This is a genomic window from Methylobacterium oryzihabitans (assembly GCF_004004555.2).
GTDB lineage: Bacteria > Pseudomonadota > Alphaproteobacteria > Rhizobiales > Beijerinckiaceae > Methylobacterium > Methylobacterium oryzihabitans.
The window spans coordinates 55,448-78,751 of the sequence record NZ_SACP01000026.1 but is presented as its reverse complement, the minus strand read 5'-3'; the positions used below and the strand labels follow the sequence as shown (position 1 = coordinate 78,751).

The following is a 23,304-nucleotide window of genomic DNA, read 5'->3' as shown; positions in this document are numbered from 1 at the left end:
TAGCTGGACCGGCGTGGAGGACGTCAGAGCGCCCAGGCGAAGGTCGCCGCGAAGGCCGCCCCGGTGGCCGTGACCACGACGGCGACCGGCGCCACGAACCGCCGCAGGGCGGTCACCGGCCGGAGGGTCGGCTCGTCGTGAAAGCCGAAGGCGAGGCCAGCGGCGTGCTCGGCGCGGCGCAGGGACATGTGATGCGCGTGTCGGGCGGCGGCGGTCATCGCGGGCATCTCCGTGGCGTCGGGATCACGCAAGCGTCGTAGCAGGAACCCGTAAAGCACCGGTTTGGTTCCCTGCCGCATTCCGACGACATCCGGATGACGCGTTCTTAACCGATCCTGTTTACGATCCGGTGACCATCGGCCGGCGAGCCGCGCCGTTCCACCACGCCCGCCCGGCCACGGGCGCCCTTTCTGTTTCCGGTTTGTTCCGGTATAGGGAGAGGATGAAGACGAATGCTGCCAGAGCCCTCCCCTCGCCGCGAGGCCGCCGCGTGACCCAGGCCGCACGGGATCTCTTCGGACCGGGCGCGTCGCCGCAGCCCGCGGACCCGGCCGCCAAGGTGGCCGCCAAGCCGGCGGACAAGCCTGCCGACGCGCTGGCGAAGCGCGCCAAGCCGGTCGCCGTGCCGGATCCGACTCCCGCTCCGGCGGAAGCAGGCTACGACGCCTCGGCGATCGAGGTGCTGGAGGGGCTGGAGCCGGTGCGGCGCCGGCCGGGCATGTATATCGGCGGCACCGACGAGAAGGCGTTCCACCACCTCTTCGCCGAGGTGATCGACAACTCGATGGACGAGGCGGTGGCGGGCCACGCCAGCTTCATCGAGGTCGAGCTGGAGGAGGGCGGCACCCTCGTCGTCACCGACAACGGCCGCGGCATCCCGGTCGACCCGCATCCGAAATTCCCCGGCCGGTCGGCGCTGGAAGTCATCATGACCACGCTGCATGCCGGCGGCAAGTTCGACTCGAAGGTCTACGAGACCTCGGGCGGCCTGCACGGCGTCGGCGTCTCGGTGGTCAACGCGCTCTCCGACCTGCTCGAGGTCGAGGTCGCCCGCAACCAGACCCTCTACCGCCAGACCTTCTCCCGCGGCCTGCCGCAGGGCGGGCTGGAGACGGTCGGCCGGGTGCAGAACCGCCGCGGCACCCGGGTGCGCTTCCACCCCGACCCGCAGATCTTCGGCGAGCAGCGCTTCGACCCGCGCCGGCTGTTTCGGATGGCCCGCTCCAAGGCCTACCTGTTCGGCGGGGTCGAGATCCGCTGGCGCTGCGCGCCGGCCCTGCTGGAGGGCGTCGAGGGCGTGCCGGCCGAGGCGGTCCACCGCTTCCCGGCCGGGCTCAAGGACTACCTGTCGCGGGAGATCGAGGGCAAGGACCTCGTCACCGACGCGGTGTTTTCCGGCAAGATCACCAAGCCCGGCAGCCACGGCTCGCTCGAATGGGCGGTGGCGTGGCTGTCGGGCGGCGAGGACGGGTTCTCGTCGTCCTACTGCAACACCGTGCCGACGCCGGAGGGCGGCACCCACGAGAGCGGGCTGCGGGTGGCGCTGCTGCGTGGCCTGCGCGACCACGCCGAGCGGATCGGGCAGGCGAAGCGGGCGCAGGCCATCACCACCGACGACGTGATGGTGACCTGCGCGGCGATGCTGTCGGTGTTCATCCGCGAGCCGGAGTTCCAGGGCCAGACCAAGGACAAGCTCGCGACGCTGGAAGCGTCCCGCATCGTCGAGGCGGCGATCCGCGACGCCTTCGACCACTGGCTCGCAGCCTCGCCGGCGCAAGCCGCGAAACTCCTCGACTGGGTGATCGACCGGGCCGAGGAGCGCCTGCGCCGGCGCCAGGAAAAGGAGGTCGCGCGCAAGACCGCGACCCGCAAGCTGCGCCTGCCGGGCAAGCTCGCCGACTGCTCGAAGGCCGGCGCCGCCGGCTCGGAGATCTTCATCGTCGAGGGCGATTCGGCCGGCGGCTCAGCCAAGCAGGCCCGCGACCGCGCCACCCAGGCGGTGCTGCCCCTGCGCGGCAAGATCCTCAACGTCGCCTCGGCGAGCCGGGACAAGCTCGGCGCCAACCAGCTCCTCTCCGACCTGACCCAGGCGCTCGGCTGCGGTCTCGGCTCGCATTTCCGAGAGGACGACCTTCGCTACGAGAAGGTCATCATCATGACCGACGCCGACGTCGACGGCGCCCACATCGCCTCGCTGCTCATCACGTTCTTCTACCGGCAGATGCCGCGGCTGATCGACAAGGGCCACCTCTACCTCGCGGTGCCGCCGCTCTACCGGCTGACGCAGGGGGCCAAGAGCGCCTATGCCCGCGACGACCGCCACAAGGAGCAGCTGCTCAAGACGGTGTTCAAGAACGGCAAGGTCGAGATCGGCCGCTTCAAGGGCCTCGGCGAGATGATGCCGGGGCAGTTGAAGGAGACCACGATGGACCCGTCGAAGCGCACGCTGCTGCGGGTCGCGGTGGTCGAGGAGGCGCGCGAGGCGACCGGCGACACCGTCGAGCGGCTGATGGGCAACAAGCCCGAGGCGCGCTTCGCCTTCATCTCCGAGCGCGCCGTCTTCGCCGACGAGGCCGGGCTCGACATCTGATATCCTGGCGCCTTCGCACCGACGGGTCGATGCGAAGGCGTACCGTGCATCAGCGCCGACGCCCATTCGGGCTTGCCTCGCGCCTTCGAACAAGTCTGTTCGAAGGCGCGAGGGTATGAGCGCCGCGGGCCGGGGCGATCGCCCCGGCGCCGGGCGTCAGGCGGTGGCCCGCTTCTCGACCACGGTGGTCTCGACGGCGTCCGCCGGCTCGTAGAGCCAGCGGGCCAGGGCGCCCGCCGCCATCGCGCCGACGATCGGCGCGAGCCAGAACAGCCAGAGCTGCCCGACATGCTCGCCGCCGGCGAACAGCGCCGGGCCGGTGCTGCGGGCCGGGTTGACCGAGGTGTTGGTCACCGGGATCGAGATCAGGTGAATCAGCACCAGGGCGAAGCCAATCGGGATGCCGGCGAAGCCGACCGCGGCCCCGCGCGAGGTGGTGCCGATGATGATGAACAGGAAGAAGAACGTCGCCAGGACTTCGGTGAGCAGGCAGGCGGCGAGGCCGTACTTGCCGGGGCTGAGGTCGCCGTAGCCGTTCGAGGCGAAGCCGTTCGGGGTCCATCCCGCCTTGCCCGACGCGATGGCGTAGAGGATCGCCGCCGCCAGGACGGCACCGATCACCTGGGCGACGATGTAGGGCAGGACGTGCCGGGTGGCGCAGCGGTTGGCCGACCACAGGCCGAGCGTGACGGCCGGGTTGAAGTGGCCGCCGGAGATGTGGCCGACGGCGTAGGCCATCGTCAGCACGGTGAAGCCGAACGCGAACGCGACGCCGAGGAAGCCGATGCCGAGTTCCGGGAACGCCGCCGAGAGCACCGCGGCGCCGCAACCGCCGAAGGTGGCCAGAACGTGCCGAAGAACTCGGCCGTCGCCCGGCGCATCGTATCGTGATCCATGCCGAAACCTCCCGCTGATGACGTCGCGAGGCACTCATGAGGCAGGCGGCGCGGATGACCTGTGCGTCGCGCGATCGGGGTTTGCTGATCCGTTACGGCCCCTGCCAGTCGACGGGATCGGATGATTACATGAAGATCCGGCGCCATCAATCATGCCGAATGTTTATTTTCGGGATGACCTTGGGATATGTCGAACCTCACGAACGAAGATCAGATCTTTGCAGATTTCGAGGTGCATCGATCTGCCAAAACCGAGACGGCTCGCCGCGTGGTCCGGCGACGATGAGGCGAAGCGTCGAGGTCGAAGGACGAAAATCGTCGTGCGACGAGGCGAGACCGGGCGGCGGCCGGGACCCTGCGGCACGCGACGGGAGGCCGGCGGAATCGTCCGCGGCGGCCTTCGACGCCGCGTCGGGGCCGCGCCGGTCTTCTAGGTCAGCGGCAGGTCCCGGACCTCCGCACCACCCCGACCCTCCCCCGCGGAGGGGGAGGGTCGGGACGCAAGGCGAGCGGGCCGTCGCGCCTCAGGCCGGCGCGCCGGCGGCCTTGGCCTCGCGGCGGCGGGCGGTGAGCACCCACTCGGTGTAGCCGTTCGGCTGCACCCGGCCCTTGAACACCAGGTCGCAGGCGGCCCGGAAGGCCGGGCCGTCGAAATCCGGCGCCATCGGGCGGTAGAGCGGGTCGCCGGCGTTCTGGCGATCGACCACCTTGGCCATCCGCTTCATCGTCTCCATCACCTGCTCCTCGCTGACCACGCCGTGGTGCAGCCAGTTGGCGATGTGCTGCGACGAGATCCGCAGGGTGGCGCGGTCCTCCATCAGGCCGACGTCGTGGATGTCCGGCACCTTCGAGCAGCCGACGCCCTGGTCGATCCAGCGCACGACGTAGCCGAGGATGCTCTGGGCGTTGTTGTCGATCTCCTGCTGCACGTCGTCGGGGGCGAAGTTCGAGCGGGCGAGCGGGATCTGCAGGATGTCGTGCAGGGCCGAGCGCGGCCGGCGGGCGAGCTCCTCCTGGCGGGCGCGCACGTCGGTCTCGTGGTAGTGCAGGGCGTGCAGCGTCGCGGCGGTCGGCGAGGGCACCCAGGCGGTGCTGGCGCCGGCCTTCGGGTGGCCGCCCTTCTGCATCAGCATGTCGGCCATGGCGTCGGGCGCCGCCCACATGCCCTTGCCGATCTGCGCCCGGCCGAGCAGGCCGCAGGCGAGCCCGACATCGACGTTGTTCTCCTCGTAGCCCTTGATCCAGGGCGTCGCCTTCATGTCGTTCTTGCGGATGACCGGGCCGGCCTCCATCGAGGTGTGGATCTCGTCGCCGGTGCGGTCGAGGAAGCCGGTGTTGATGAACACCACCCGCTCGGCCGCGGCCTGGATGCAGGCGGCGAGGTTGACCGTGGTGCGGCGCTCCTCGTCCATGATGCCCATCTTGAGCGTGTTGCGCTCCAGGCCGAGCATCGCCTCGACCCGGCCGAACAATTCGACCGCGAAGGCGACCTCCTCGGGGCCGTGCATCTTCGGCTTGACGATGTAGACCGAGCCCTTGCGGCTGTTGCGGAAGCCGGAATCGCCCTTGAGGTCGTGGATCGCGATCACCGCGGTCACGGCGGCGTCGAGCATGCCCTCGGGGATCTCGCGGCCCTCGCCGTCGAGCACCGCGTCGGTGTCCATGTGGTGGCCGACGTTGCGCACCAGCATCAGGGACCGGCCCGGCACCACCACCTCGCCGCCGCCCGGCGCGATGTAGTGCCGGTCGGGGTTGAGGCGGCGCTCCTGGGTGCGGCCGTCCTTCTCGAACGCCGCCGCCAGGGTGCCGTTCATCAGGCCGAGCCAGTTGCGGTAGACCACGACCTTGTCGTCGGCATCGACCGCCGCGACCGAATCCTCGAGGTCCATGATCGTCGAGACCGCGGATTCAAGCAGGATGTCGGCGACGCCGGACGCATCGAAGCGGCCGATCCGATGCGTGCGGTCGAGCACGACCTCGATGTGCAGGTTGTTGTGGCGCAGGAGCAGCGCCGAGGGCATGCTCGCCCGGCCGCGATAGCCCGCGAAGGCGTCGGGCCGCGCCAGCGGCACGGTCTCGCCGGTGTTCATGTTGCCGACGAGCGCCCCGTTCTCGACCGCGTAGGTCACGACGTCGGCGTGGCGGCCGCCGGCGAGCGGCACGGTCCGGTCGAGGTAGGAGCGGGCGCGGGTGACGACCCGGGCGCCGCGGGTGCGGTTGTAGCCGCCGCCGCGCACGGCGCCGCCCTCCTCCGACACCGCGTCGGTGCCGTAGAGCGCGTCGTAGAGCGAGCCCCAGCGGGCGTTGGCGGCGTTGAGCGCGTAGCGGGCGTTCGAGACCGGCACCACGAGCTGCGGCCCGGCGATGCGGGCGATCTCGTCGTCGACGTTCTCGGTGCGCACCTGGACAGGGCCGGGATCGGGCAGCAGGTAGCCGATCTCGCGCAGGAACGCCTCGTAGCCCGCCGGGTCGGCCGGCTTGCCGGCATGCTCGCGGTGCCAGGAATCGAGCCGGTCCTGGAGTGCGTCGCGCTTGGCGAGCAGGGCGCGGTTCTTCGGCGTCAGGTCGCGCACGATCGCGCCGAGCCCGCCCCAGAACACCTCCGGCGAGATCCCGGTGCCGGGCAGCGCCTCCCCGACCACGAAGTCGTGGAGCACACGCGCCACCTTCAGGCCGCCGACACTCAGTCGATCCATGTTCGTCCTCCCAGCGGCGAGCCCGTCACGCCCGCCGCGCCGGCCGTCCTTATCAGGCAAGACGCCGGCCAGGTAGACGGGGAGCGCCGCGGGGATCTTCCGCGGGCGGGATCCTTTCGCGACGGCACGGGATTGTCCGTCATGACGAAAACGTAATCTGCAGGAGCGTCGAAAACGCGACGCCCGGGCCCGGACGCCCCCTGACAAACCGGGTCCAGCCACCCATCTCGTGGTCGCCACGGCGTGAAACCGCCACGGTGCCCGAACGGAGTACGCCGCCATGAACAGCGAAGAACGCGACGTCATCAACGGCATTTTCCAGCGCCTGGAGCAGGCCTCGCAGCAGCCCCGCGATGCCGACGCGGAGCGCTTCATCGCCGACAAGCTGCGCACCCAGCCCTACGCCCCCTACGCGATGGCCCAGCTCATCTACGTGCAGGAAGAGGCGATCAAGAGCCTCAACCAGCAGCTCGAACAGGCCCGGGCCGAGGCCCAGCGCGGCCAGGGTACCGGCCAGTCGTCGGGCGGCGGCTTCCTGTCGAGCATCTTCGGCGGCGGCTCGCGGCCCGAGCCGCAGCAGCCGCCGCGCCAGGGGGCCTGGGGCCAGCAGGGCGGCGGCTACGGCCAGCCGGGCGGTCCGCAGGGCGGCTACGGGCAGCAGGGCGGCTACGGCCAGCCCGGCGGCTTCCCGCCCCAGCAGGGCTACGGCGGCCCGCAGCAGGGCGGCCCCTGGGCCGGCCAGCCGCAGCAGCCGGCCCGCGGCGGCGGCTTCCTCGCCACCGCGCTGCCGATGGCGGCGGGCGCCGCCGGCGGCATGCTGCTCGGCAGCGCGCTGAGCAACGCCTTCGCGGGCGGGCATTCCTCGCTCGGCGCCCTCGGCGGCGGCGCGGGCGCGGGCGGCGAGACGGTGGTCGAGAACAACTACTTCGGCTCCGGCGGGCAGCCCGTCGGGGGCGAGGATTTCGGGTCGCCGCTGAGCGGCGGCGGCGCCGACTTCCAGGATGCGTCCTACGACGACGGCGACGTCGGCGGCGGGGACGACGACTGGGTGTGAGCCCGATGGCCCCGCCGCCTCACGGCGGGGCCGCCACCTCAGATCACCACGACCCGCGCGCCGACCGGGACCCGGTCGTAGAGGTCGATCACGTCCTGGTTCATCATCCGGATGCAGCCGGACGACACGTTCTGGCCGATCGTGTGCGGCTCGTTGGTGCCGTGGATGCGGTAGAGCGACGAGCCGAGATAGAGCGCCCGCGCCCCCAGCGGATTGGCCGGGCCGCCCGCCATGTGGGTCGGCAGGTCGGGCCGGCGGCGCAGCATCTCGGGCGGGGGCGTCCAGCCCGGCCATTCCCGCTTCTGGCTCACCGTCTTGACGCCCGACCAGGTGAAGCCCGGCCGGCCGACGCCGATGCCGTAGCGCAGGGCCTGCCCGTTGCCCTGCACGAGGTAGAGGAAGCGCGAGGGCGTATCGATCACGATGGTGCCGGCGCCGTGGCGGCCCTCGTAGGGCACGGTCTGGCGGGCGTAGCGCGGATCCATGGCGAGCGCCGGAGCGGCGGGCTCCTGCGGCTGCGCCGCGACGCGGGGCGCGGCGGGCGGGCGCGGCACCGCCAGCGGGTCGGCCTCGTCGGCGCGGCCGACCCAGTCGCCGGAGCGGGGCGCCGGCCGCGCCAGCATCGTGCCGTCCGCCGCCACCGGCGAGGCCCGCAGCGGCCGGGCGACGGCGCCCGGATCGCGCCCGGTCATCAGGAACTCGATGAAGCCGCCGCCGTACTGGCCGGCTTCCTGGGCCGCCGCCGGCCCCGCCAGCAGCAGGGCCGCCACCCCGGCGACCCGCATCATTCCGCCTCCCGACATCCCCGCGCTCCGTGTCCTCGGCAACGGCGCAACAGACGCCCGGGGACGCTCGCGGGTCGTGAAGGAACATGGTGTGCGTTTCGCTAAATGGTTGCGTCGACTCGTAAATTCGCAACTAGCGTGAATCGTCTCGGAATCGCGCTTCCGCCCCGGCAACGTTCAGCAAATCGCAATCAATTCAGCCGAGCCTGCAACGGATCGGCGGCTCGACGGCCGCGATGGCGGGCTCTCTCGGCACCATGAAGAACAAGCGCTTCCGCATCGAAGGCAACCTCGCCACCACGGCGCCGGCCGAGGTCCCGACTGCTCCGGCAGCGGCGGACGAGCGCATCGGAGAAATCCTGGCCGCGGTCAACGAACTCAAGCGCCTGACCCAGACGACGACGACAGACGTGGTCGAGGCCTGCCGGCGCGAGATCACCGAGGTCTACGGCCTGCGCCACGAACTCGACGTGATGAAGGACGCGATCGGGCGCACCAAGCGCGACATCGCGATGCTGCATCGGCAGGACAACGACGGCAAGGGCGTGCGCCGCGCCGCCGACGAACTCGACGCGGTCGTCGAGGCGACCGAGCGCGCCGCGACCTCGATCCTATCGGCGGTCGAGGACATCGAGACCCACGCCTCGGTGCTGAAGGCCACCAACAAGAACGGCGACGTCTCGGACATCGAGGCGATCCTCGAGCGCACGGTGACGCTCTACGAGGCCTGCAACTTCCAGGACCTGACCGGCCAGCGGATCAGCAAGATCGTCAGCGTGCTGAAGTTCGTCGAGGACCACATCGACCGGATGATCGAGGCCTGGGGCGGACTCGAGGCGTTCCGCGACCTGATGGGCGACGTGGCGCCGAGCAAGCTCGACGACGAGAGCAGCCTGCTCAATGGCCCCAAGCTCGCCGAGGATGCCGGTCACGTCGACCAGTCGGACATCGATTCGCTGTTCGATTGAGGAGTGCGACGCTGACGGAACGTCGGCTCCGGGACGGCTCATGCGCAGGATCCTGATCGCGCTCGCTCCCGCGCTGTTCAACGCCGCGATCTACGGCGCCGCCCGGATCCTGCTGGCCGGAACCCTGACCCTCGCCCTGGTGCCGGCGGCGGCGGGGCTGTTCGCGTGGTCGGTCACGATCGTGATCGCGACGCTTCCTCCGGTAGAGCAGCGGCTGACGGTCCGGCGGCGGATCGCCTGGGTCACCTCCGCGGTGTTCGGACCGACCCTCGGCCTCGTCGACGGGTTGCCGCTGTGGGGAATCGACTCGGCCGGGGCGCGGTTCGTCGTCTGGCTCGCACTGATCGCCCCGGTCGTCGCCCTGACCGTCCTGGCCCAGCGGGCGCTGTTCACGCGGGCCGAGATCGAGGCTGCCCGCGGACGACGCGGCTCCTCACCGGCCCCGGGCTGAGACGGCCGGACTTCCAAGATCCGCCCGTCGCCGGTAAGGGACAACCCCTCGCCCGTCGCCGGAACCGCGGAGTGTCCATGCCCCCCATCGCCCAGCGCATCGCGAACGAACTCGGCGCGCAGGAATGGCAGGTTAGGGCGGCGGTGGACCTGCTCGACGGAGGCTCGACCGTCCCGTTCATCGCCCGCTACCGCAAGGAGGCGACCGGCACCCTCGACGACGCGCAGTTGCGCACGCTGGAGGAGCGCCTCGGCTACCTGCGCGAGCTGGAGGAACGCCGCAAGGCGGTGCTCGACAGCATCGAGGCCCAGGGCAAGCTCGACGCGGCACTCAAGGGCCGAATCCTCGCCGCCGAGACCAAGGCGCGGCTCGAAGACCTCTACCTGCCCTACAAGCCCAAGCGCCGCACCAGGGCGCAGACCGCCCGCGAGGCCGGACTCGGACCGCTCGCCGAGGATCGTCTCGCCCATCCCGAACGCGACCCGCACGCCGCCGCCGGCGCCTTCGTCAGCGAGGCGAAGGGCATCGCCACGCCCGAGGCCGCCCTGGAGGGCGCCCGGGCGATCCTGGTCGAGCGTTTCGCCGAGAACGCGGAGCTCGTCGGCCAGTTGCGCGAAGCATTCTGGAAGGCCGGCCGCCTCGCCTCGTCCGTGCGCAAGGGCAAGGCCGAGGCCGGCGCGAAGTTCAGCGACTATTTCGACTTCGCCGAGCCGCTGACCCGCCTGCCCTCGCACCGGGTGCTCGCCCTGTTCCGGGGCGAGAAGGAGGAGGTGCTCGACCTGCGCCTCGACGAGACGCCGGCCAACGCCGACCCGAAGGCGCCGAACCTCTACGAGGGCCGCATCGCCCTCACCTTCGGCATTCGCGACGGCGGCCGGCCGGGCGAGCGCTGGCTCGCCGAGACCGTGCGGGCGGCCTGGAAGACCAAGCTGCGGCCGTCGATCGAATCCGACTTGCGCACCCGCCTGTGGGAGGCGGCCGAGGCGGAGGCGGTGCGGGTCTTCGCCGGCAACCTGCGCGACCTGCTGCTCGCCGCACCCGCCGGCGCCCGCCCGACTCTGGGCCTCGATCCCGGCTACCGCACCGGCGTCAAGGTCGCGGTGGTCGACGCCACCGGCAAGGTCGTGGCGACCGACACGGTCTACCCGCACGAGCCGCGCCGCGACTGGACCGGTGCGCTGGTGGCGCTGGCCCGGCTGTGCCGCGCCCACCGCGTCGAGCTGGTTGCGATCGGCAACGGCACCGCCTCGCGCGAGACCGACCGGCTCGCCGCCGAACTGATCGCCGGGCAGCCCGAACTGAAACTCACCAAGGTGATGGTCTCCGAGGCCGGCGCCTCGGTCTACTCGGCCTCGGCCTATGCCAGCCAGGAACTGCCCGGCCTCGACGTGTCGCTGCGCGGCGCGGTGTCGATCGCCCGCCGGCTCCAGGACCCGCTCGCCGAGCTGGTCAAGATCGAGCCGCGCTCGATCGGCGTCGGCCAGTACCAGCACGACCTCGCCGGCGGGAAGCTGTCGCGTTCCCTCGACGCGGTGGTGGAGGATTGCGTCAACGGCGTCGGGGTCGACGTCAACACCGCCTCGGCGCCGCTGCTCGCCCGGGTCTCGGGCCTGTCCGAGCGGGTCGCTCAGAACGTCGTGACCCACCGCGACGCCAACGGGCCGTTCCGCAGCCGCTCGGGGCTGAAGAAGGTCGCGGGCCTCGGCCCGAAGGCGTTCGAGCTGTCGGCCGGCTTCCTGCGCATCACCGGCGGCGACGATCCCCTCGACGCCTCGGGCGTCCACCCGGAGGCCTACCCGGTGGTGCGCCGCATCCTGGCGGCGACGAAGAGCGACATCCGGGCGGTCATCGGCAACGGCGCAGTGCTGAAAGGGCTGAACCCGAAGCTTTTCACCGACGACACCTTCGGCCTGCCGACCGTCACCGACATCCTGGCCGAGCTGGAGAAGCCGGGCCGCGACCCGCGCCCGAGCTTCCGCACCGCGACCTTCCAGGAGGGCGTGGAAAAGATCTCGGACCTGCGCCCCGGCATGACCCTGGAGGGGGTGGTGACCAACGTCGCGGCCTTCGGCGCTTTCGTGGATGTCGGCGTCCACCAGGACGGCCTCGTCCACATCTCGGCGCTGGCCGACAGCTTCGTGAAGGACCCGCGCGCGGTGGTGAAGCCCGGCGACGTGGTGCGGGTGAAGGTCCTGGAGGTGGACGTGCCGCGCAAGCGGATCTCGCTGTCGATGCGCCTCGACGACGAGGCCGGCGCCCGGGCGCACCCCGGCGGGAGGCTCCGGCGGCCGGCGGCGACGGCGCGATGGCCGAGGCGCTGCGGCGCGCCGGCCTCGACCGGCAGACCCGGCGCTGAGCGTGCCGGGAAGCGGAGAGCAGCACGCTCTAACCCTCCCCCCTCTGCGGGGGAGGGTGGCGAGCGAAGCGAGCCGGGAGAGGGGACACCGCTGCCGGATTTGGCTTGGCAGCCGTGCAGGGCGCTTTGTTTTGAGCCGTCGCGCTCCCCTCTTGCGGGACTTCGTCCCGGCCCGCCCGGCCTCCGCCGGGCACCCTCCCCCGCAGAGGGGGGAGGGTTCGGCCGTCGCGACCTTCCTCGACGAATGACCCTCGTCTTCCCCGACCACCCGGCCTTCGACGTCCTGCGCTTCGGGAGCGAGACGCCGGGCACCATCGCGACCCTCGAAACCATGGCGAGCCACCCCGTGAAGGCGGCGGCGATCCTGCGTGCGCTCGCCACCGGCAAGCGGGTGCGGGCCCACAATCTCACCACCGCGCTGGTCGGCGCCGCGCCGCGCTGGCGCTGCCCGGCCCCGGCCGCCGCGGCCGCCCCGGAGCCGCATCCCGAGGTCGCCGTCCTGACGCCGGAGGCCCTGCGCCGCAACGGCGCCGGCCGGGCCGGCATCGTGCTTCTCACCGGCCCGGGCCACGCCCTGCTCCCCGGCACGCCGGCGCGGGTGGCCGCGGCCTTCGCCGCCGAGCCGGCGATGCAGGCGCTCTACGGCGACGCCGTCGCCCTCGACCGCGCCGGGAAGGCCCTGCCGCTGCTGCGGACGGCGTTCGACCCGGATTTCCTCGAGGCGGTCGATCATGTCGGCCCGGTCGTGGCATTCCGGACGGCCGCCCTCGCCCGCCTCGGCGGCGTGCCGGCCGATCGGCCGGGCCTCGAAGCCGCCGGCCTGCTGCTGCGCCTCGCCGCGGCCGAGGGCGAGCGGGCGGTGCGTCACCTCCCCGCCATGCTCTCGGTCTGGCGCCCCTGGGACGCGCCGCTCCCGGTCGCCTCCGATGCGCTGCGCGAGGCGCGGCGGCAACTCGCCGGAGTCCCGAGCGAGGCCGGTCCCGGCGGCGTGCTCGCCCTGCGGCGCCCCCTCCCCGTCCGGGTGCCGGCGGTCAGCCTGATCGTGCCGACCCGCGACCGGATCGATCTGCTGCGCACCTGCCTTGCCAGCCTCACGGCCCGCACCGACTGGCCGGAGCGCGAGATCCTCGTCTGCGACAACGACAGCCGCGAGCCCGAGACCCTGGCGTATTTCCGCGAACTGGAGCGCAAAGGCACCGCCCGGGTGGTGCCCTGCCCCGGCCCGTTCGACTTCGCGGCGATGAACAACCGGGCGGCGGAGCAGGCCCGCGGCGGGCTGCTGGCCTTCGTCAACAACGACGTCGAGGCGATCCATCCCGACTGGCTCGCCCGCATGGCCGAAGAGGCGCTGCGGCCGGAGGTCGGGGCGGTGGGGGCGAAGCTCCTCGACGGCGAGGGCCGGATCCAGCACGGCGGCATCGTGCTCGGCGCCGGCGGCCTCGTCGATCACGCCCACCGCCACTTCCCGGGCGACGCCCCGGGCTACCTGCACCGCCTGCGGGCGACGCACCGGGTCTCGGCGGTGACGGCCGCCTGCCTCGTGGTCGAGGCGAGAAAGTTCCGGGAGGTCGGAGGCTTCGACGCCGGCGCCTTCGCGGTCGACTTCAACGACGTCGACCTGTGCCTGCGCCTCGACCGGGCCGGCTACCGCAGCCTGATGGTGCCGGGCGCCGTGCTCCATCACCGCGAGGCGGCGAGCCGGCGCTGGACGCCGGCGGCGCGGCAGCGCCACGCCGCCGAGGCGGAGCGGCTGCGCGCCCGCTGGGGGGCGGCGCTCGCCGCCGACCCCTGGTACAGCCCCGGCTTCGATCCGCGCTTCGGCAGCTATCTGCGCCTGCGCCGACCGGTCGATCAGGCGCCGCGCTGATCCCTACTGCACCAGCGCCCCGTAGATCAGGTTCTTGAACAGGAACCGCGTCTTCTGGCGGGTGCTCGGCCCGGCCGAGAGGAAGATCCCGACGATCCCCTCCTTGCGGTCGACGGTGAAGCTGGTGCCGCCGGCCCCGGCCCACATCGCGTCACCCTTCGAGCCGGGGATCCACGCCCCGCCCTCGTCGAGCCGCACGCCCCAGCCGAGGCCGAAGCCGTAGCCCGGACCCGTCGTCGGCAGCGGCGATCCCTCGAGCCCCTGGAGGTGGTTGGCGAGCATGAACTCGACCGATTCCCGCGACAGGATCCGCACGCCGTCGAGTTCGCCGCCATTCGCCACCATCTGGGCGAAGCGCAGGTAGTCGGCCGCCGTGATGACCGCGCCGGCGCCGCCATGGACGTAGCGCTTGCCCGGATCCTGCTCGCTGCGGGCGAGCTTCCACAGCCCGGCCTTGAGCGGGTCGGCATCGTAGGCGTCGGCGAAGCGCGCCGCCTGATCGGGGCGGAGCTGGAAGCTCGTCTCGGTCATGCCGAGCGGCTTGAAGATCGTCTCTTCGAGATGGAGGTCGAGGCGCTTGCCCGCCACCTTCTCGACCACGAGGCCGAGGACGTCGGTCGCCACCGAGTACTCCCAGCGCGTGCCCGGCTCGTAGGCGAGCGGGATCGCCGCGAGGCGCCTGACGAACTCGTCGTTCGAGACGTCGCTGTCGAGGCTCTCGACGTCGGCCTTCTCGTAGGCCTCCTTCATCTCCGGGAACGGCGCCGAGCCGGCATAGGTGAAGCCGGCGGTGTGGCGGATCAGGTCCCAGATCAGGATCGGGCGCTTGGCCGGCACCGCGACCCGGCTGGTGCGGCCGCGCTCGTCGCGCACCTCCCCGTAGACCTTCATGTCCTTGAATTCGGGGAAGTATTGCGACAGCGGATCGCGCAGCCCGAGCTTGCCCTGCTCCATCAGGGCGATCGCCGCGACCGAGACGATCGGCTTGGTCATCGAGAAGCCGCGAAAGACCGCGTCGCGGGGCATCGGCCTGGTCTTGGCCGAGTCGAGGAAGCCGTGCGCCTCGAAATGCACGATCTTGCCGTTGCGGGCGATCAGCGTCACCGCCCCCGGAACCGTGCCGACGTCGATCTCCTGCTTCATCACCGGGCCGATGCGGGCCAGCCGCTCGGTCGAGAAGCCCTCCTGCACGGTCGTGTCGGCGGCCGGGGCCGGGCCGGCCCACAGCAGGGCGGCGAGCGCGAGCGAAGCCGCGCGCGTGGCGTTGCGCATCATGTTTTCCTCCCTGTTTGGACGCAGCATAGGCGGCGCCCTCCCGGAGAGCCAGCGGACGCGCCGCTCAATCCCCCGCCGTCGCCAGCGCCCGCTCCAGCACCGGGACGACCCGCGGGTCGTCCATCTGGGCGACGTTGAACCGCATGAAGCCTCCCGCGGTCCGCGACACGCTGAACACGTCGCCCGGCGCCAGGACGACGCCGTCGCGCAGGGCGGCGCGGGCGACGCTCGCGGCGTCGCGGCCCCCGGGCAGGCGGCACCACAGGTAGAAGCCGCCGCGCGGCATCAGCCACGGCCGGATGCCGAGCGGGTCGAGGCGCGCGGCGGCGTCGCGCCGGGCCCGGGCGAGGCGCCGGCGCACGGCGTCGAGATGCCGGCGGTAGCCGCCGTCGCCGAGCGCGCCGAGGACCAGGGCGGCGGCGACCGGGCTGACCCCGCCGAAGCTCGTCGCGACCTGGAGGTCGACCAGCGCCTCGATCCAGTCCTCCCGCGCCGCGACGTAGCCGCAGCGCACCGAGGCCGAGAGGGTCTTGGAGAAGCTGCCGACGCGGATCACCCGCGCCAGCCCGTCGAGGGCGGCGAGGCGCGGCGACGGCTCGGGCTCGAACTCGGCGAAGATGTCGTCCTCGACGATCGTCACGTCGTGCGCCGCCGCGGCGTTGAGCAGCCGGTGGGCCACCGCCGGCGACAGCGTCGCCCCGGTCGGGTTGTGGAGCGCCGAGTTGGTCAGGTAGAGGCGCGGGCGATGGGCCGCCAGCACTTCGGCGAAGCGGTCGGGGTCGGGCCCCGACGCGGTGTAGGGCACGCCGACGATCTCGGCCCGGTGGGCGCGCAGCAGCGCCTGGAAGTTGAAGTAGCCCGGGTCGTCGATCAGCACCGTGTCGCCCGGGCGCAGCAGGAAACGGCAGATCAGGTCGATCGCCTGGGTGCCCGAGCCGGTGAGCAGGATCCGGTCGGGGCCGATGTCGAGCCCCTCGCCGGCGAATCCGCGCGCCAGCAGGCGGCGCAGGGCGAGCGGCCCTCGGGTGCCGCCGTAATACGACAGCACCGCGTCGTCGGCCCGGGCGAGCCCGCGGGCGGCGCGGCGCAGGGCGGCGTTCGGCATCCACTCGGCCGGGAGCCAGCCGCAGCCGGGCTTCGGCGTCGCCGCGTCGGCGTCGAGCGACTGGCGCGAGACCCAGAACGGATCGACGGCGCGGTCGAGCCGCGGCCCGATCTCGGCGAGCCCCGGCGGCGGCACCGGGCCGGCGGCGTAGAAGCCCGAGCCCGGCCGCGAGCGCACCAACCCCTCGGCGGCGAGGCGGTCGTAGGCCTCGACGACGGTCGAGGGCGAGACGCCGAGGCTCGCCGCCAGCCCGCGGATCGACGGAAGCCGGTCGCCCGGCGCCAGGGCGCGGCTGCCGATGCGGCGGCGGATCGTGTCCATCACCGCGGCGGTGCGCGGTCCCTCGCCCATCGGCCGGCTCCGTTCGCTGTATCGGTCACGGCACCCATACGGTTCGGCGCGACCGTACCGGACCGTGCCTGTCGCCGCCAGCCGCCGGCGGGCTATCCCGGGTCGGCACGGCGGGAGGACTCGATGCAGCGCGCGACGGACGGATGGGGCAGCGGCCTCCTCGGGGTGGTGATCTTCAGCGGCTCGCTGCCGGCGACCCGGGTGGCGGTCGGCGGGTTCTCGCCGCTGTTCCTGACCTCGGCGCGGGCGGTGATCGCGGCCGCGCTCGGCGCGCTGCTGCTGTGGGGCCTGCGCCAGCGCCGCCCGGCGCGGGGCGACCTCGCCTCGCTCGCGGTGGTGGCGCTCGGCGTGGTGGTCGGCTTTCCGCTGCTCACCGCGATGGCTTTGCGCTCGATCACCTCGGCGCATTCGATCGTGTTCATCGGCCTGCTGCCGCTCGCCACGGCCGTGTTCGGCGTGCTGCGCGGCGGCGAGCGCCCGCGTCCGGCGTTCTGGCTGTTCTCGGGGCTCGGCAGCCTGACCGTGGCGGGCTTCGCCCTGGCGCAGGGGGGAGCCGGCGCCCTCACCGGCGACCTGCTGATGGTGGCGGCGGTTCTGCTGTGCGGGCTCGGCTACGCCGAGGGTGCGGCCCTGTCGCGCCGGCTCGGCGGCTGGCAGGTGATCTCGTGGGCGCTGCTGCTCGCTGCCCCCGCGATGGCGGTGCTGGCGCTGGCGACGTGGCCCGGCGGCTGGGGGGCGGTCGCGGCGCCGGCCTGGATCGGGCTCGCCTACGTCTCGGTGTTCAGCATGCTGGTCGGGTTCGTGTTCTGGTATCGCGGGCTGGCGCTCGGCGGCATCGCGGGGGTCGGGCAGCTGCAACTGCTCCAGCCGTTCCTCGGGCTGGCGCTCGCCGCCCTGCTGCTCGGCGAGCCGGTCGCCCCCGCGATGGTGGCGGTGGCCGGGCTCGTGGTGCTGTGCGTGGCGGGCGCCAAGAGATTCGCCTGACCGCGGTTCGCCTGACCGAGATTCGCCCGACCCCGGACACGAAAACGGGGCCCCGAGGGCCCCGCTTCATCGGCCGGTCCGTGCGTCCGGCTCACTGCACCAGACGCGGACCGCCGGTCTGGATCTTCTCGTTCTCGCCGACGATGCCGAGCCGGCGGGCGACCTCGGTGTAGGCCTCGATCAGGCCGCCGAGATCCTTGCGGAAGCGGTCCTTGTCGAGCTTGTCCTGGCTCTTGATGTCCCACAGGCGGCAGGAATCCGGGGAGATCTCGTCGGCGACGACGATGCGCATCATGTCGCCTTCCCACAGCCGGCCGGTCTCGATCTTGAAGTCGACGAGGCGGATGCCGACGCCGAGGAAGAGCCCGGACAGGAAGTCGTTGACCCGGATCGCCAGGGCCATGATGTCGTCGATCTCCTGCGGCGTCGCCCAGCCGAAGGCGGTGATGTGCTCCTCCGACACCATCGGGTCGTTGAGCTGGTCGTTCTTGTAGTAGAACTCGATGATCGAGCGCGGGAGCTGGGTGCCCTCCTCCAGGCCGAGCCGGGTCGCGAGCGAACCGGCCGCCACGTTGCGCACCACCACCTCGAGCGGGATGATCTCGACCTCGCGGATCAGTTGCTCGCGCATGTTCAGCCGACGGATGAAGTGCGTCGGCACGCCGATGTCGTTGAGGTGCTGGAACACGAACTCGGAGATCCGGTTGTTCAGCACGCCCTTGCCGTCGATCACCTCGTGCTTCTTGGCGTTGAAGGCGGTCGCGTCGTCCTTGAAATGCTGGATGAGCGTGCCGGGCTCGGGACCCTCGTAGAGGACCTTCGCCTTGCCCTCGTAGATGCGACGGCGGCGGTTCATAGGCGTGTACCGTGGTTTGAGAAAGTCCATGGGGGCCGTGGCTCCTGGCGACGTATGGGACCCGCGGCGCGGCGACCCGGAACCGGGTCGGGCAGGGGACGCCTCGACAGGGCGCATCCCGGCTGCCGGCCCGCAAAGTACCCGAAGCCCGAAATCAGTACAATGCGTTAGCCCCGTCGCGACGGGACGGGACGGACGCGGTGCAGCCCGGGCTGCGAAGGGAGGCGATGAGGCCGGGATATGGCGGGCGAGTGCGGCGGTTTCAAGAAAGCGGCGCCGCACCGCCCGGCGCCGCCGGGCTTCCTGGCCCCGCCGGTCGCCTCTAAGCTGGCGACCGGCACGCCCCGCAAGAGGCGGCGGCATGGAGGAACGCGATGGCGGAACGGGGTGGAGCGGTGGCGGCGCTGTCGGCGCGGCTGCGGGAGGGGCGGCCGTTGATCTCGGCCTGGTGCTCGATTCCCGAGCCGACGATCGCGGGCCTGCTCGCGGCGGAGGCCGGCTTCGACGCCGTGACCCTCGACATGCAGCACGGCGCGCACGACATCGACAGCATCATGCGGACGATCCCGGTGATCGCCGCCCAGGGCAAGCCGACCATCGCCCGGGTTCCGGTCGGCGGCTTCACCACCGTCTCGCGCATGCTCGACGCCGGCGCCGCGGCGGTGATCGCCCCGATGGTCAACTCGGTCGAGGACGCGCGGGTCTTCGCCGCCATGGCCAAGTATCCGCCGCTCGGCGAGCGCAGCTGGGGCCCCCATGGCGGCCTGATGCTGTCGGGGCTCGCCCCCGAGACCTACCTCAAGGAGGCCAACGGCCTCTGCCTGACCCTGGCGATGGTCGAGACCCGCGAGGCGCTCGGCGCCATCGACGGCATCCTCGGGGTCGAGGGCATCGACGGCATCTTCATCGGGCCGTCCGACCTGTCGATCGCGCTGTCGGGCGGCAGCCTCGATCCCGAGGGAACCCAGGTCCGCGAGGCCCTCGCCCACGCCCTCGCGCGCACCCGCGCCGCGGGCAAGCGCATCGGCATCTTCTCGCATACCGGCCTCCGCACCCGGGAGCTGGTCCGCCAGGGCTTCGACCTCATCACCCTGTCGAGCGACGTCGCCCTGCTGCGGACCGGCGCCCAGGCCGAACTCGCCCGGGCGCGGGAGGGCTGAGCCGAAGGCACCCGGCGCCCCTGCGTCCCCGCGGAGGCGCCGACCCGGCCCTACGGCCCCGGGGAATGCCGCGAGCCCGCCCCCCGGCGGCTTCCGCTCAGAGCGCGTCCCCCAAAATCTCCGCCACCTGCGGGATGTCCTTGTCGCCCCGGCCCGACAGGTTGACCACCATCAGGTGGTCGCGGGACTTCTGCGGCGCCAGCTCCGCCACCTTGGCGAGCGCGTGGGCGGGCTCCAGGGCCGGGATGATGCCCTCCATCAGGGAGCACAGCCGGAACGCCTCCAGGGTCTCGCCGTCGGTGGCCGACAGGTAGGTGACCCGGCCCATCTCGTGCAGCCAGGCGTGCTCCGGGCCGATGCCCGGATAGTCGAGGCCGGCCGAGATCGAGTGCGCGTCGGCGATCTGGCCGTCGCCGTCCATCAGCAGGTAGGTGCGGTTGCCGTGCAGCACGCCGGGCTTGCCGCCGGTGAGCGAGGCGGCGTGCAGGCCGCTCGACACCCCATGCCCGGCCGCCTCGACGCCGTAGATCTCCACCTCGCGGTCGTCGAGGAACGGGTGGAACAGCCCCATGGCGTTCGAGCCGCCGCCGATGCAGGCGACCAGCGAGTCCGGCAGCCGGCCCTCCAGCTCCAGCATCTGCGTCTTCGTCTCGCGGCCGATGATCGACTGGAAGTCGCGCACCATTGCCGGATAGGGATGCGGGCCCGCGACCGTGCCGATGCAGTAGAACGTGTCGGCGACGTTGGTGACCCAGTCGCGCAGGGCCTCGTTCATCGCGTCCTTGAGGGTGCGGGTGCCCGACTGCACCGGCACGACCTCGGCCCCGAGCATCTTCATCCGGAAGACGTTCGGCTTCTGCCGCTCGACGTCGACCGCGCCCATGTAGACGACGCACTTGAGGCCGAACCGCGCGCACAGCGTCGCGGTGGCGACGCCGTGCTGGCCGGCGCCGGTCTCGGCGATGATCCGCGGCTTGCCCATCCGCCGCGCCAGCAGGATCTGGCCCAGCACGTTGTTCACCTTGTGCGAGCCGGTGTGGTTCAGCTCCTCGCGCTTGAAGTAGATCTTCGCGCCGCCGAAGTGCTGGCTCAGCCGCTCGGCGTAGTAGAGCGGGCTCGGCCGGCCGACATAGTGGGTGAGGTAGGACTCCATCTCGCCCTGGAAGGCGGGGTCGGCCTTCGCCTCGGCATAGGCCCGCTCCAGCTCCAGGATGTTGGGCATCAGCGTCTCGGCGACGAAGCGGCCGCCGAAGATGCCGAAACGGCCGCGCTCGTCGGGGCCGGTGCGGAACGAGTTCGGAGTCTGGGGAATGGTCACGGCGTCGATCCCTGGGCGCGGACGGGGTTTTCCCGCGGCTTAGGACCATTTTGCCGGAAGGGCAATTTTCCAGGGCGTCGCGGCCGGGGCCGGCATCTCGGCGATCGCCCGTGGCGAACTCATGATCCGGCGCGGGCGGCGGCCACGAAGGCGGCGATGCGGTCCGGGTCCTTCTCGCCCGGCCGGCGCTCGACGCCCGAGGACACGTCGACCGCCCGGGCGCCGGTGGCGGCGAGCGCTCCGGCGACGGTCTCGGGCGTCAGGCCGCCCGAGAGCATGAACGGCGTCGTCAGGCCCGAGCGGGCGATCAGGTCCCAGTCGAAGGCGTGGCCGTTGCCGCCGGGCAGCGCACCCGGGGCGGGCTTGGCGTCGAGCAGCACCCGGTCGGCGGCGGCGTAGTCGGCGACGCGGGCGAGGTCGTCGAGGGTCGCGACCCCGAGCGCCTTCATCACCGGGCGGCCGGTGCGGGCGCGGGCCGCGGCGACGCGCTCCGGGCTCTCGCGGCCGTGGAGCTGGATCCAGTCGGGGTCGAGCGCCTCGACCACCGCGTCGAGCAGGGCGTCGTCGGGATCGACCACGAGGGCGACCCGCTCCGCCCGCCCCCTCGCCCGCGCCGACAGGCGGCGCCCGGCGTCGAGATCGAGATGGCGCGGGGAACGCGGGAAATGCACGAAGCCGACCATGTCGGCCCCGGCCAGCAGCGCCGCGTCGAGGGTCTCCGGCGTGCTCAGCCCGCAGATCTTGACGGCGACCGGCGCCATGGCGGCGGTCAGGCCCGGGCGGCCGGCGCCGGCAGGGCCGGAGCGGAGGAGCGGCCGGGATTGCCGGGGCGGCCGGCCGGGGCCGCGTCGCTGCGCAGCCGGTCGGTCTCGACTTGGAGCCGGCGCAGCTCGCGGGTCTTGCGGCGGCGGTCGCGCCGGGTCTCGCCCTGCGCCAGCCATGCGCCGATGCCGCCGACGACGATCCCGACCGCCACGGCGCCGAACACGAGGGCGTAGAGCGGCAGCGTCACGCTGAAGGCCGGCGCGCCCTCGGAGAACGGGTCGAGGGACAGCAGGATCGGCTGGCGGTTGGCGACCGCGAGCAGCACGACCACGACCGCGATGGGAAGCAGGATCAGGCCCTTGAGGAAGCGGATCATCGGAAGTCCCGGTCAGGGTTGGGGACGGAGCGCCGTGCGGCCGGTCTCCGGTGGGGATCAGGAGGCGGCCGCCTCGACCTTGTCGTCGGCGCCGATGCCGGCCGCGTTGAGGCGCAGGCGCATCTCCTTGCCGGTCTTGAACACCGGGATCGCCTTCTCGGCCACCGCCACCGCGGCCCCGGTGCGGGGGTTGCGGCCGCGGCGCGCCTCGCGGCGCTTGACCGAGAACGCCCCGAACCCGCGCAGCTCGACCCGGTCGCCCTGCGACAGGGCGTCGGCGATCGTGTCGAGGATCGCGTTGACGATGTTCTCGACGTCGCGCTGGTAGAGATGCGGGTTCTGCTCGGCGATGCGGAGGACCAGCTCGGACTTGATCATGGCCTGGCGTCTCGGATCGATCAGGGAGCGGGGGCGGCGCCGGGGCGCCAGACCGCGAGCAGGCCGCCCCGCACGAGGGTCGCGGTCTCGTCGGAGGCCGCGCGCAGGCGGGACGCGAACTCGCCGTAGCCGAGGAGGTCGGCGCCGAACGCCGCCGCCGACAGGACGCCGAAGCTGCGATCGCTCGTCGGCTTCCAGTCGCGCACCGGCAGGTCCTTGGCGACGCCCTTCTCGCGCTCCAGCCACTCGACCGCCTGCCGCTCGCCGCCGAGCTCGTCGACGAGCTTGAGCGGCACGCTCTGGCGGCCGCTGAACACGCGCCCGTCCGAGACCGCGGCGAGCTGCTGCGGGTTCATGCCGCGGCGCTCGGCCACCAGTCCCTTGAACCAGCCGTAGGTGTCGCCGATGATCGATTGCAGCGCCGCGCGCGCCTCCGGCGAGGTGGGGTGGAACGGGCTCGGTTCGGCCTTGAGCGGCGCCGACTTCACCTCCTCGACCTTGACCCCGACCTTGTCGAGCAGGCCCGAGACCTCGGGATACTGGAACAGCACGCCGATCGAGCCGACGAGGGAGGTCTCGCGCGCCACGATGTGGTCGGCGGCGAGCGCCGTGATGTAGGCCCCCGACGCCGCCGTGCCGTCGACGAAGGCGACGACCGGCTTCTTCTCGGCGAGCTGACGCAGGTTGCGGAACAGCTCCTCGGAGCCGGTGGTGGTGCCGCCCGGCGAGTTGATCGACACGACCACGCCCGAGACCGCCCGCGACTCGCCGACCCGCTTCATCAGCTCGCGGGTCTTCTCGCTGCCGGCGATGAAGCCGTCGATGGTGATGCGGGCGATCTGCGGCCGCACGCCGCCGAAGCCCCCTCCCCCGCCGGCGGCGCGCCAGCCGACCGCGCCGGCCGCGACGATCAGCCCGCCGATCCCGACCACGCGCCAGAACGAGAGCTTCCGGCGCAGCGCGCGCCGGTCGAGGAGGAGTTCGGCATCGATGCCCATGCGGCGCCCGTGGTGTTCCTGTCCCGGTCCCGCGCGGCGGCCGGACCGGCCGGACGACCGCCGCCCAAGTCCTTG

At 72.4% G+C, this 23,304-nt stretch carries 18 protein-coding genes and 2 pseudogenes; 8 read left to right on the top strand and 12 right to left on the bottom strand.

What is annotated here, in order from left to right; all coding sequences use genetic code 11:
* Nucleotides 1-23: 23 nt before the first annotated feature.
* Entirely contained in the window at nucleotides 24-218 is a 195-nt protein-coding gene (locus EOE48_RS21730) for a hypothetical protein (RefSeq protein WP_127732978.1), read from the bottom strand.
* 272 nt (nucleotides 219-490) lie between these two features.
* Between EOE48_RS21730 and parE the strand changes: the two genes are divergently transcribed.
* Complete coding sequence (parE, locus tag EOE48_RS21725) at nucleotides 491-2,590, top strand: DNA topoisomerase IV subunit B (RefSeq protein WP_127732977.1); 2,100 nt, start codon at nucleotides 491-493, stop codon at nucleotides 2,588-2,590.
* 156 nt (nucleotides 2,591-2,746) lie between these two features.
* On the opposite strand, the pseudogene aqpZ reads toward parE, so the two are convergent.
* Together aqpZ and EOE48_RS21715 are read right to left on the bottom strand one after the other, a co-directional pair.
* Nucleotides 2,747-3,486: pseudogene (aqpZ, locus tag EOE48_RS21720) on the bottom strand (aquaporin Z).
* Nucleotides 3,487-4,010: 524 nt separating this feature from the next.
* Nucleotides 4,011-6,182, bottom strand: coding sequence for a malate synthase G (locus EOE48_RS21715; RefSeq protein WP_127732976.1), 2,172 nt, complete (start codon nucleotides 6,180-6,182; stop codon nucleotides 4,011-4,013).
* Between the two features lie 280 nt (nucleotides 6,183-6,462).
* Between EOE48_RS21715 and EOE48_RS21710 the strand changes: the two genes are divergently transcribed.
* Entirely contained in the window at nucleotides 6,463-7,236 is a 774-nt protein-coding gene (locus EOE48_RS21710) for a DUF2076 domain-containing protein (RefSeq protein WP_127732975.1), read from the top strand.
* 38 nt (nucleotides 7,237-7,274) lie between these two features.
* Here the strand turns inward: EOE48_RS21710 and EOE48_RS21705 are convergent, their stop codons facing one another.
* The gene (locus tag EOE48_RS21705) at nucleotides 7,275-8,039 is read right to left on the bottom strand and encodes a L,D-transpeptidase (protein ID WP_246154677.1); all 765 of its coding nucleotides are present in this window, start codon (nucleotides 8,037-8,039) and stop codon (nucleotides 7,275-7,277) included.
* Between the two features lie 239 nt (nucleotides 8,040-8,278).
* Between EOE48_RS21705 and EOE48_RS21700 the strand changes: the two genes are divergently transcribed.
* The 4 genes and pseudogenes from EOE48_RS21700 to EOE48_RS30395 all read left to right on the top strand — a co-directional run bounded on the left by EOE48_RS21700 (nucleotide 8,279) and on the right by EOE48_RS30395 (nucleotide 13,663).
* Entirely contained in the window at nucleotides 8,279-8,989 is a 711-nt protein-coding gene (locus EOE48_RS21700) for a chemotaxis protein (RefSeq protein ID WP_127732991.1), read from the top strand.
* Between the two features lie 40 nt (nucleotides 8,990-9,029).
* Nucleotides 9,030-9,440, top strand: coding sequence for a hypothetical protein (locus EOE48_RS21695; protein WP_127732974.1), 411 nt, complete (start codon nucleotides 9,030-9,032; stop codon nucleotides 9,438-9,440).
* A 77-nt stretch (nucleotides 9,441-9,517) separates the two neighbouring features.
* Nucleotides 9,518-11,821, top strand: a pseudogene (locus tag EOE48_RS30015) (Tex family protein); the annotation flags it as partial.
* Nucleotides 11,822-12,040: 219 nt separating this feature from the next.
* Entirely contained in the window at nucleotides 12,041-13,663 is a 1,623-nt protein-coding gene (locus EOE48_RS30395; RefSeq protein WP_342791868.1) for a glycosyltransferase, read from the top strand.
* A 3-nt stretch (nucleotides 13,664-13,666) separates the two neighbouring features.
* On the opposite strand, the gene EOE48_RS21685 is transcribed toward EOE48_RS30395, so the two are convergent.
* On the bottom strand, nucleotides 13,667-14,935 hold the full coding sequence (locus tag EOE48_RS21685) for a serine hydrolase domain-containing protein (RefSeq protein ID WP_127732990.1): 1,269 nt from the start codon (nucleotides 14,933-14,935) through the stop codon (nucleotides 13,667-13,669).
* A gap of 67 nt (nucleotides 14,936-15,002) precedes the next feature.
* The gene (locus EOE48_RS21680) at nucleotides 15,003-16,394 is read right to left on the bottom strand and encodes an aminotransferase-like domain-containing protein (protein ID WP_127732972.1); all 1,392 of its coding nucleotides are present in this window, start codon (nucleotides 16,392-16,394) and stop codon (nucleotides 15,003-15,005) included.
* Nucleotides 16,395-16,517: 123 nt separating this feature from the next.
* Between EOE48_RS21680 and EOE48_RS21675 the strand changes: the two genes are divergently transcribed.
* Complete coding sequence (locus EOE48_RS21675; RefSeq protein WP_127732971.1) at nucleotides 16,518-17,378, top strand: DMT family transporter; 861 nt, start codon at nucleotides 16,518-16,520, stop codon at nucleotides 17,376-17,378.
* A gap of 91 nt (nucleotides 17,379-17,469) precedes the next feature.
* Here EOE48_RS21675 and purC read toward each other — a convergent pair whose 3' ends face one another.
* Nucleotides 17,470-18,264, bottom strand: coding sequence for a phosphoribosylaminoimidazolesuccinocarboxamide synthase (purC, locus tag EOE48_RS21670; RefSeq protein ID WP_127732970.1), 795 nt, complete (start codon nucleotides 18,262-18,264; stop codon nucleotides 17,470-17,472).
* Between the two features lie 344 nt (nucleotides 18,265-18,608).
* Here purC and EOE48_RS21665 point away from each other — a divergent pair, with 344 nt between their 5' ends.
* Nucleotides 18,609-19,394 (top strand): HpcH/HpaI aldolase family protein, encoded by a 786-nt coding sequence (locus EOE48_RS21665; RefSeq protein WP_127732969.1) that lies wholly within the window; start codon nucleotides 18,609-18,611, stop codon nucleotides 19,392-19,394.
* A gap of 97 nt (nucleotides 19,395-19,491) precedes the next feature.
* On the opposite strand, the gene trpB is transcribed toward EOE48_RS21665, so the two are convergent.
* The 5 genes from trpB to sppA all read right to left on the bottom strand — a co-directional run bounded on the left by trpB (nucleotide 19,492) and on the right by sppA (nucleotide 23,229).
* Nucleotides 19,492-20,712 (bottom strand): tryptophan synthase subunit beta, encoded by a 1,221-nt coding sequence (gene trpB / locus EOE48_RS21660; protein ID WP_127732968.1) that lies wholly within the window; start codon nucleotides 20,710-20,712, stop codon nucleotides 19,492-19,494.
* A 119-nt stretch (nucleotides 20,713-20,831) separates the two neighbouring features.
* Nucleotides 20,832-21,473 carry a phosphoribosylanthranilate isomerase gene (locus tag EOE48_RS21655; protein ID WP_127732967.1) on the bottom strand — a complete coding sequence of 214 codons (642 nt, stop codon included), beginning with the start codon at nucleotides 21,471-21,473 and terminating at the stop codon, nucleotides 20,832-20,834.
* 8 nt (nucleotides 21,474-21,481) lie between these two features.
* A complete protein-coding gene (locus EOE48_RS21650; RefSeq protein ID WP_127732966.1) occupies nucleotides 21,482-21,853 on the bottom strand; it encodes a lipopolysaccharide assembly protein LapA domain-containing protein in 372 nt (123 codons plus the stop codon).
* A 57-nt stretch (nucleotides 21,854-21,910) separates the two neighbouring features.
* The gene (locus EOE48_RS21645) at nucleotides 21,911-22,231 is read right to left on the bottom strand and encodes an integration host factor subunit beta (RefSeq protein ID WP_127732965.1); all 321 of its coding nucleotides are present in this window, start codon (nucleotides 22,229-22,231) and stop codon (nucleotides 21,911-21,913) included.
* A gap of 20 nt (nucleotides 22,232-22,251) precedes the next feature.
* On the bottom strand, nucleotides 22,252-23,229 hold the full coding sequence (gene sppA / locus EOE48_RS21640) for a signal peptide peptidase SppA (RefSeq protein WP_127732964.1): 978 nt from the start codon (nucleotides 23,227-23,229) through the stop codon (nucleotides 22,252-22,254).
* Between the last annotated feature and the right edge of the window lie 75 nt (nucleotides 23,230-23,304).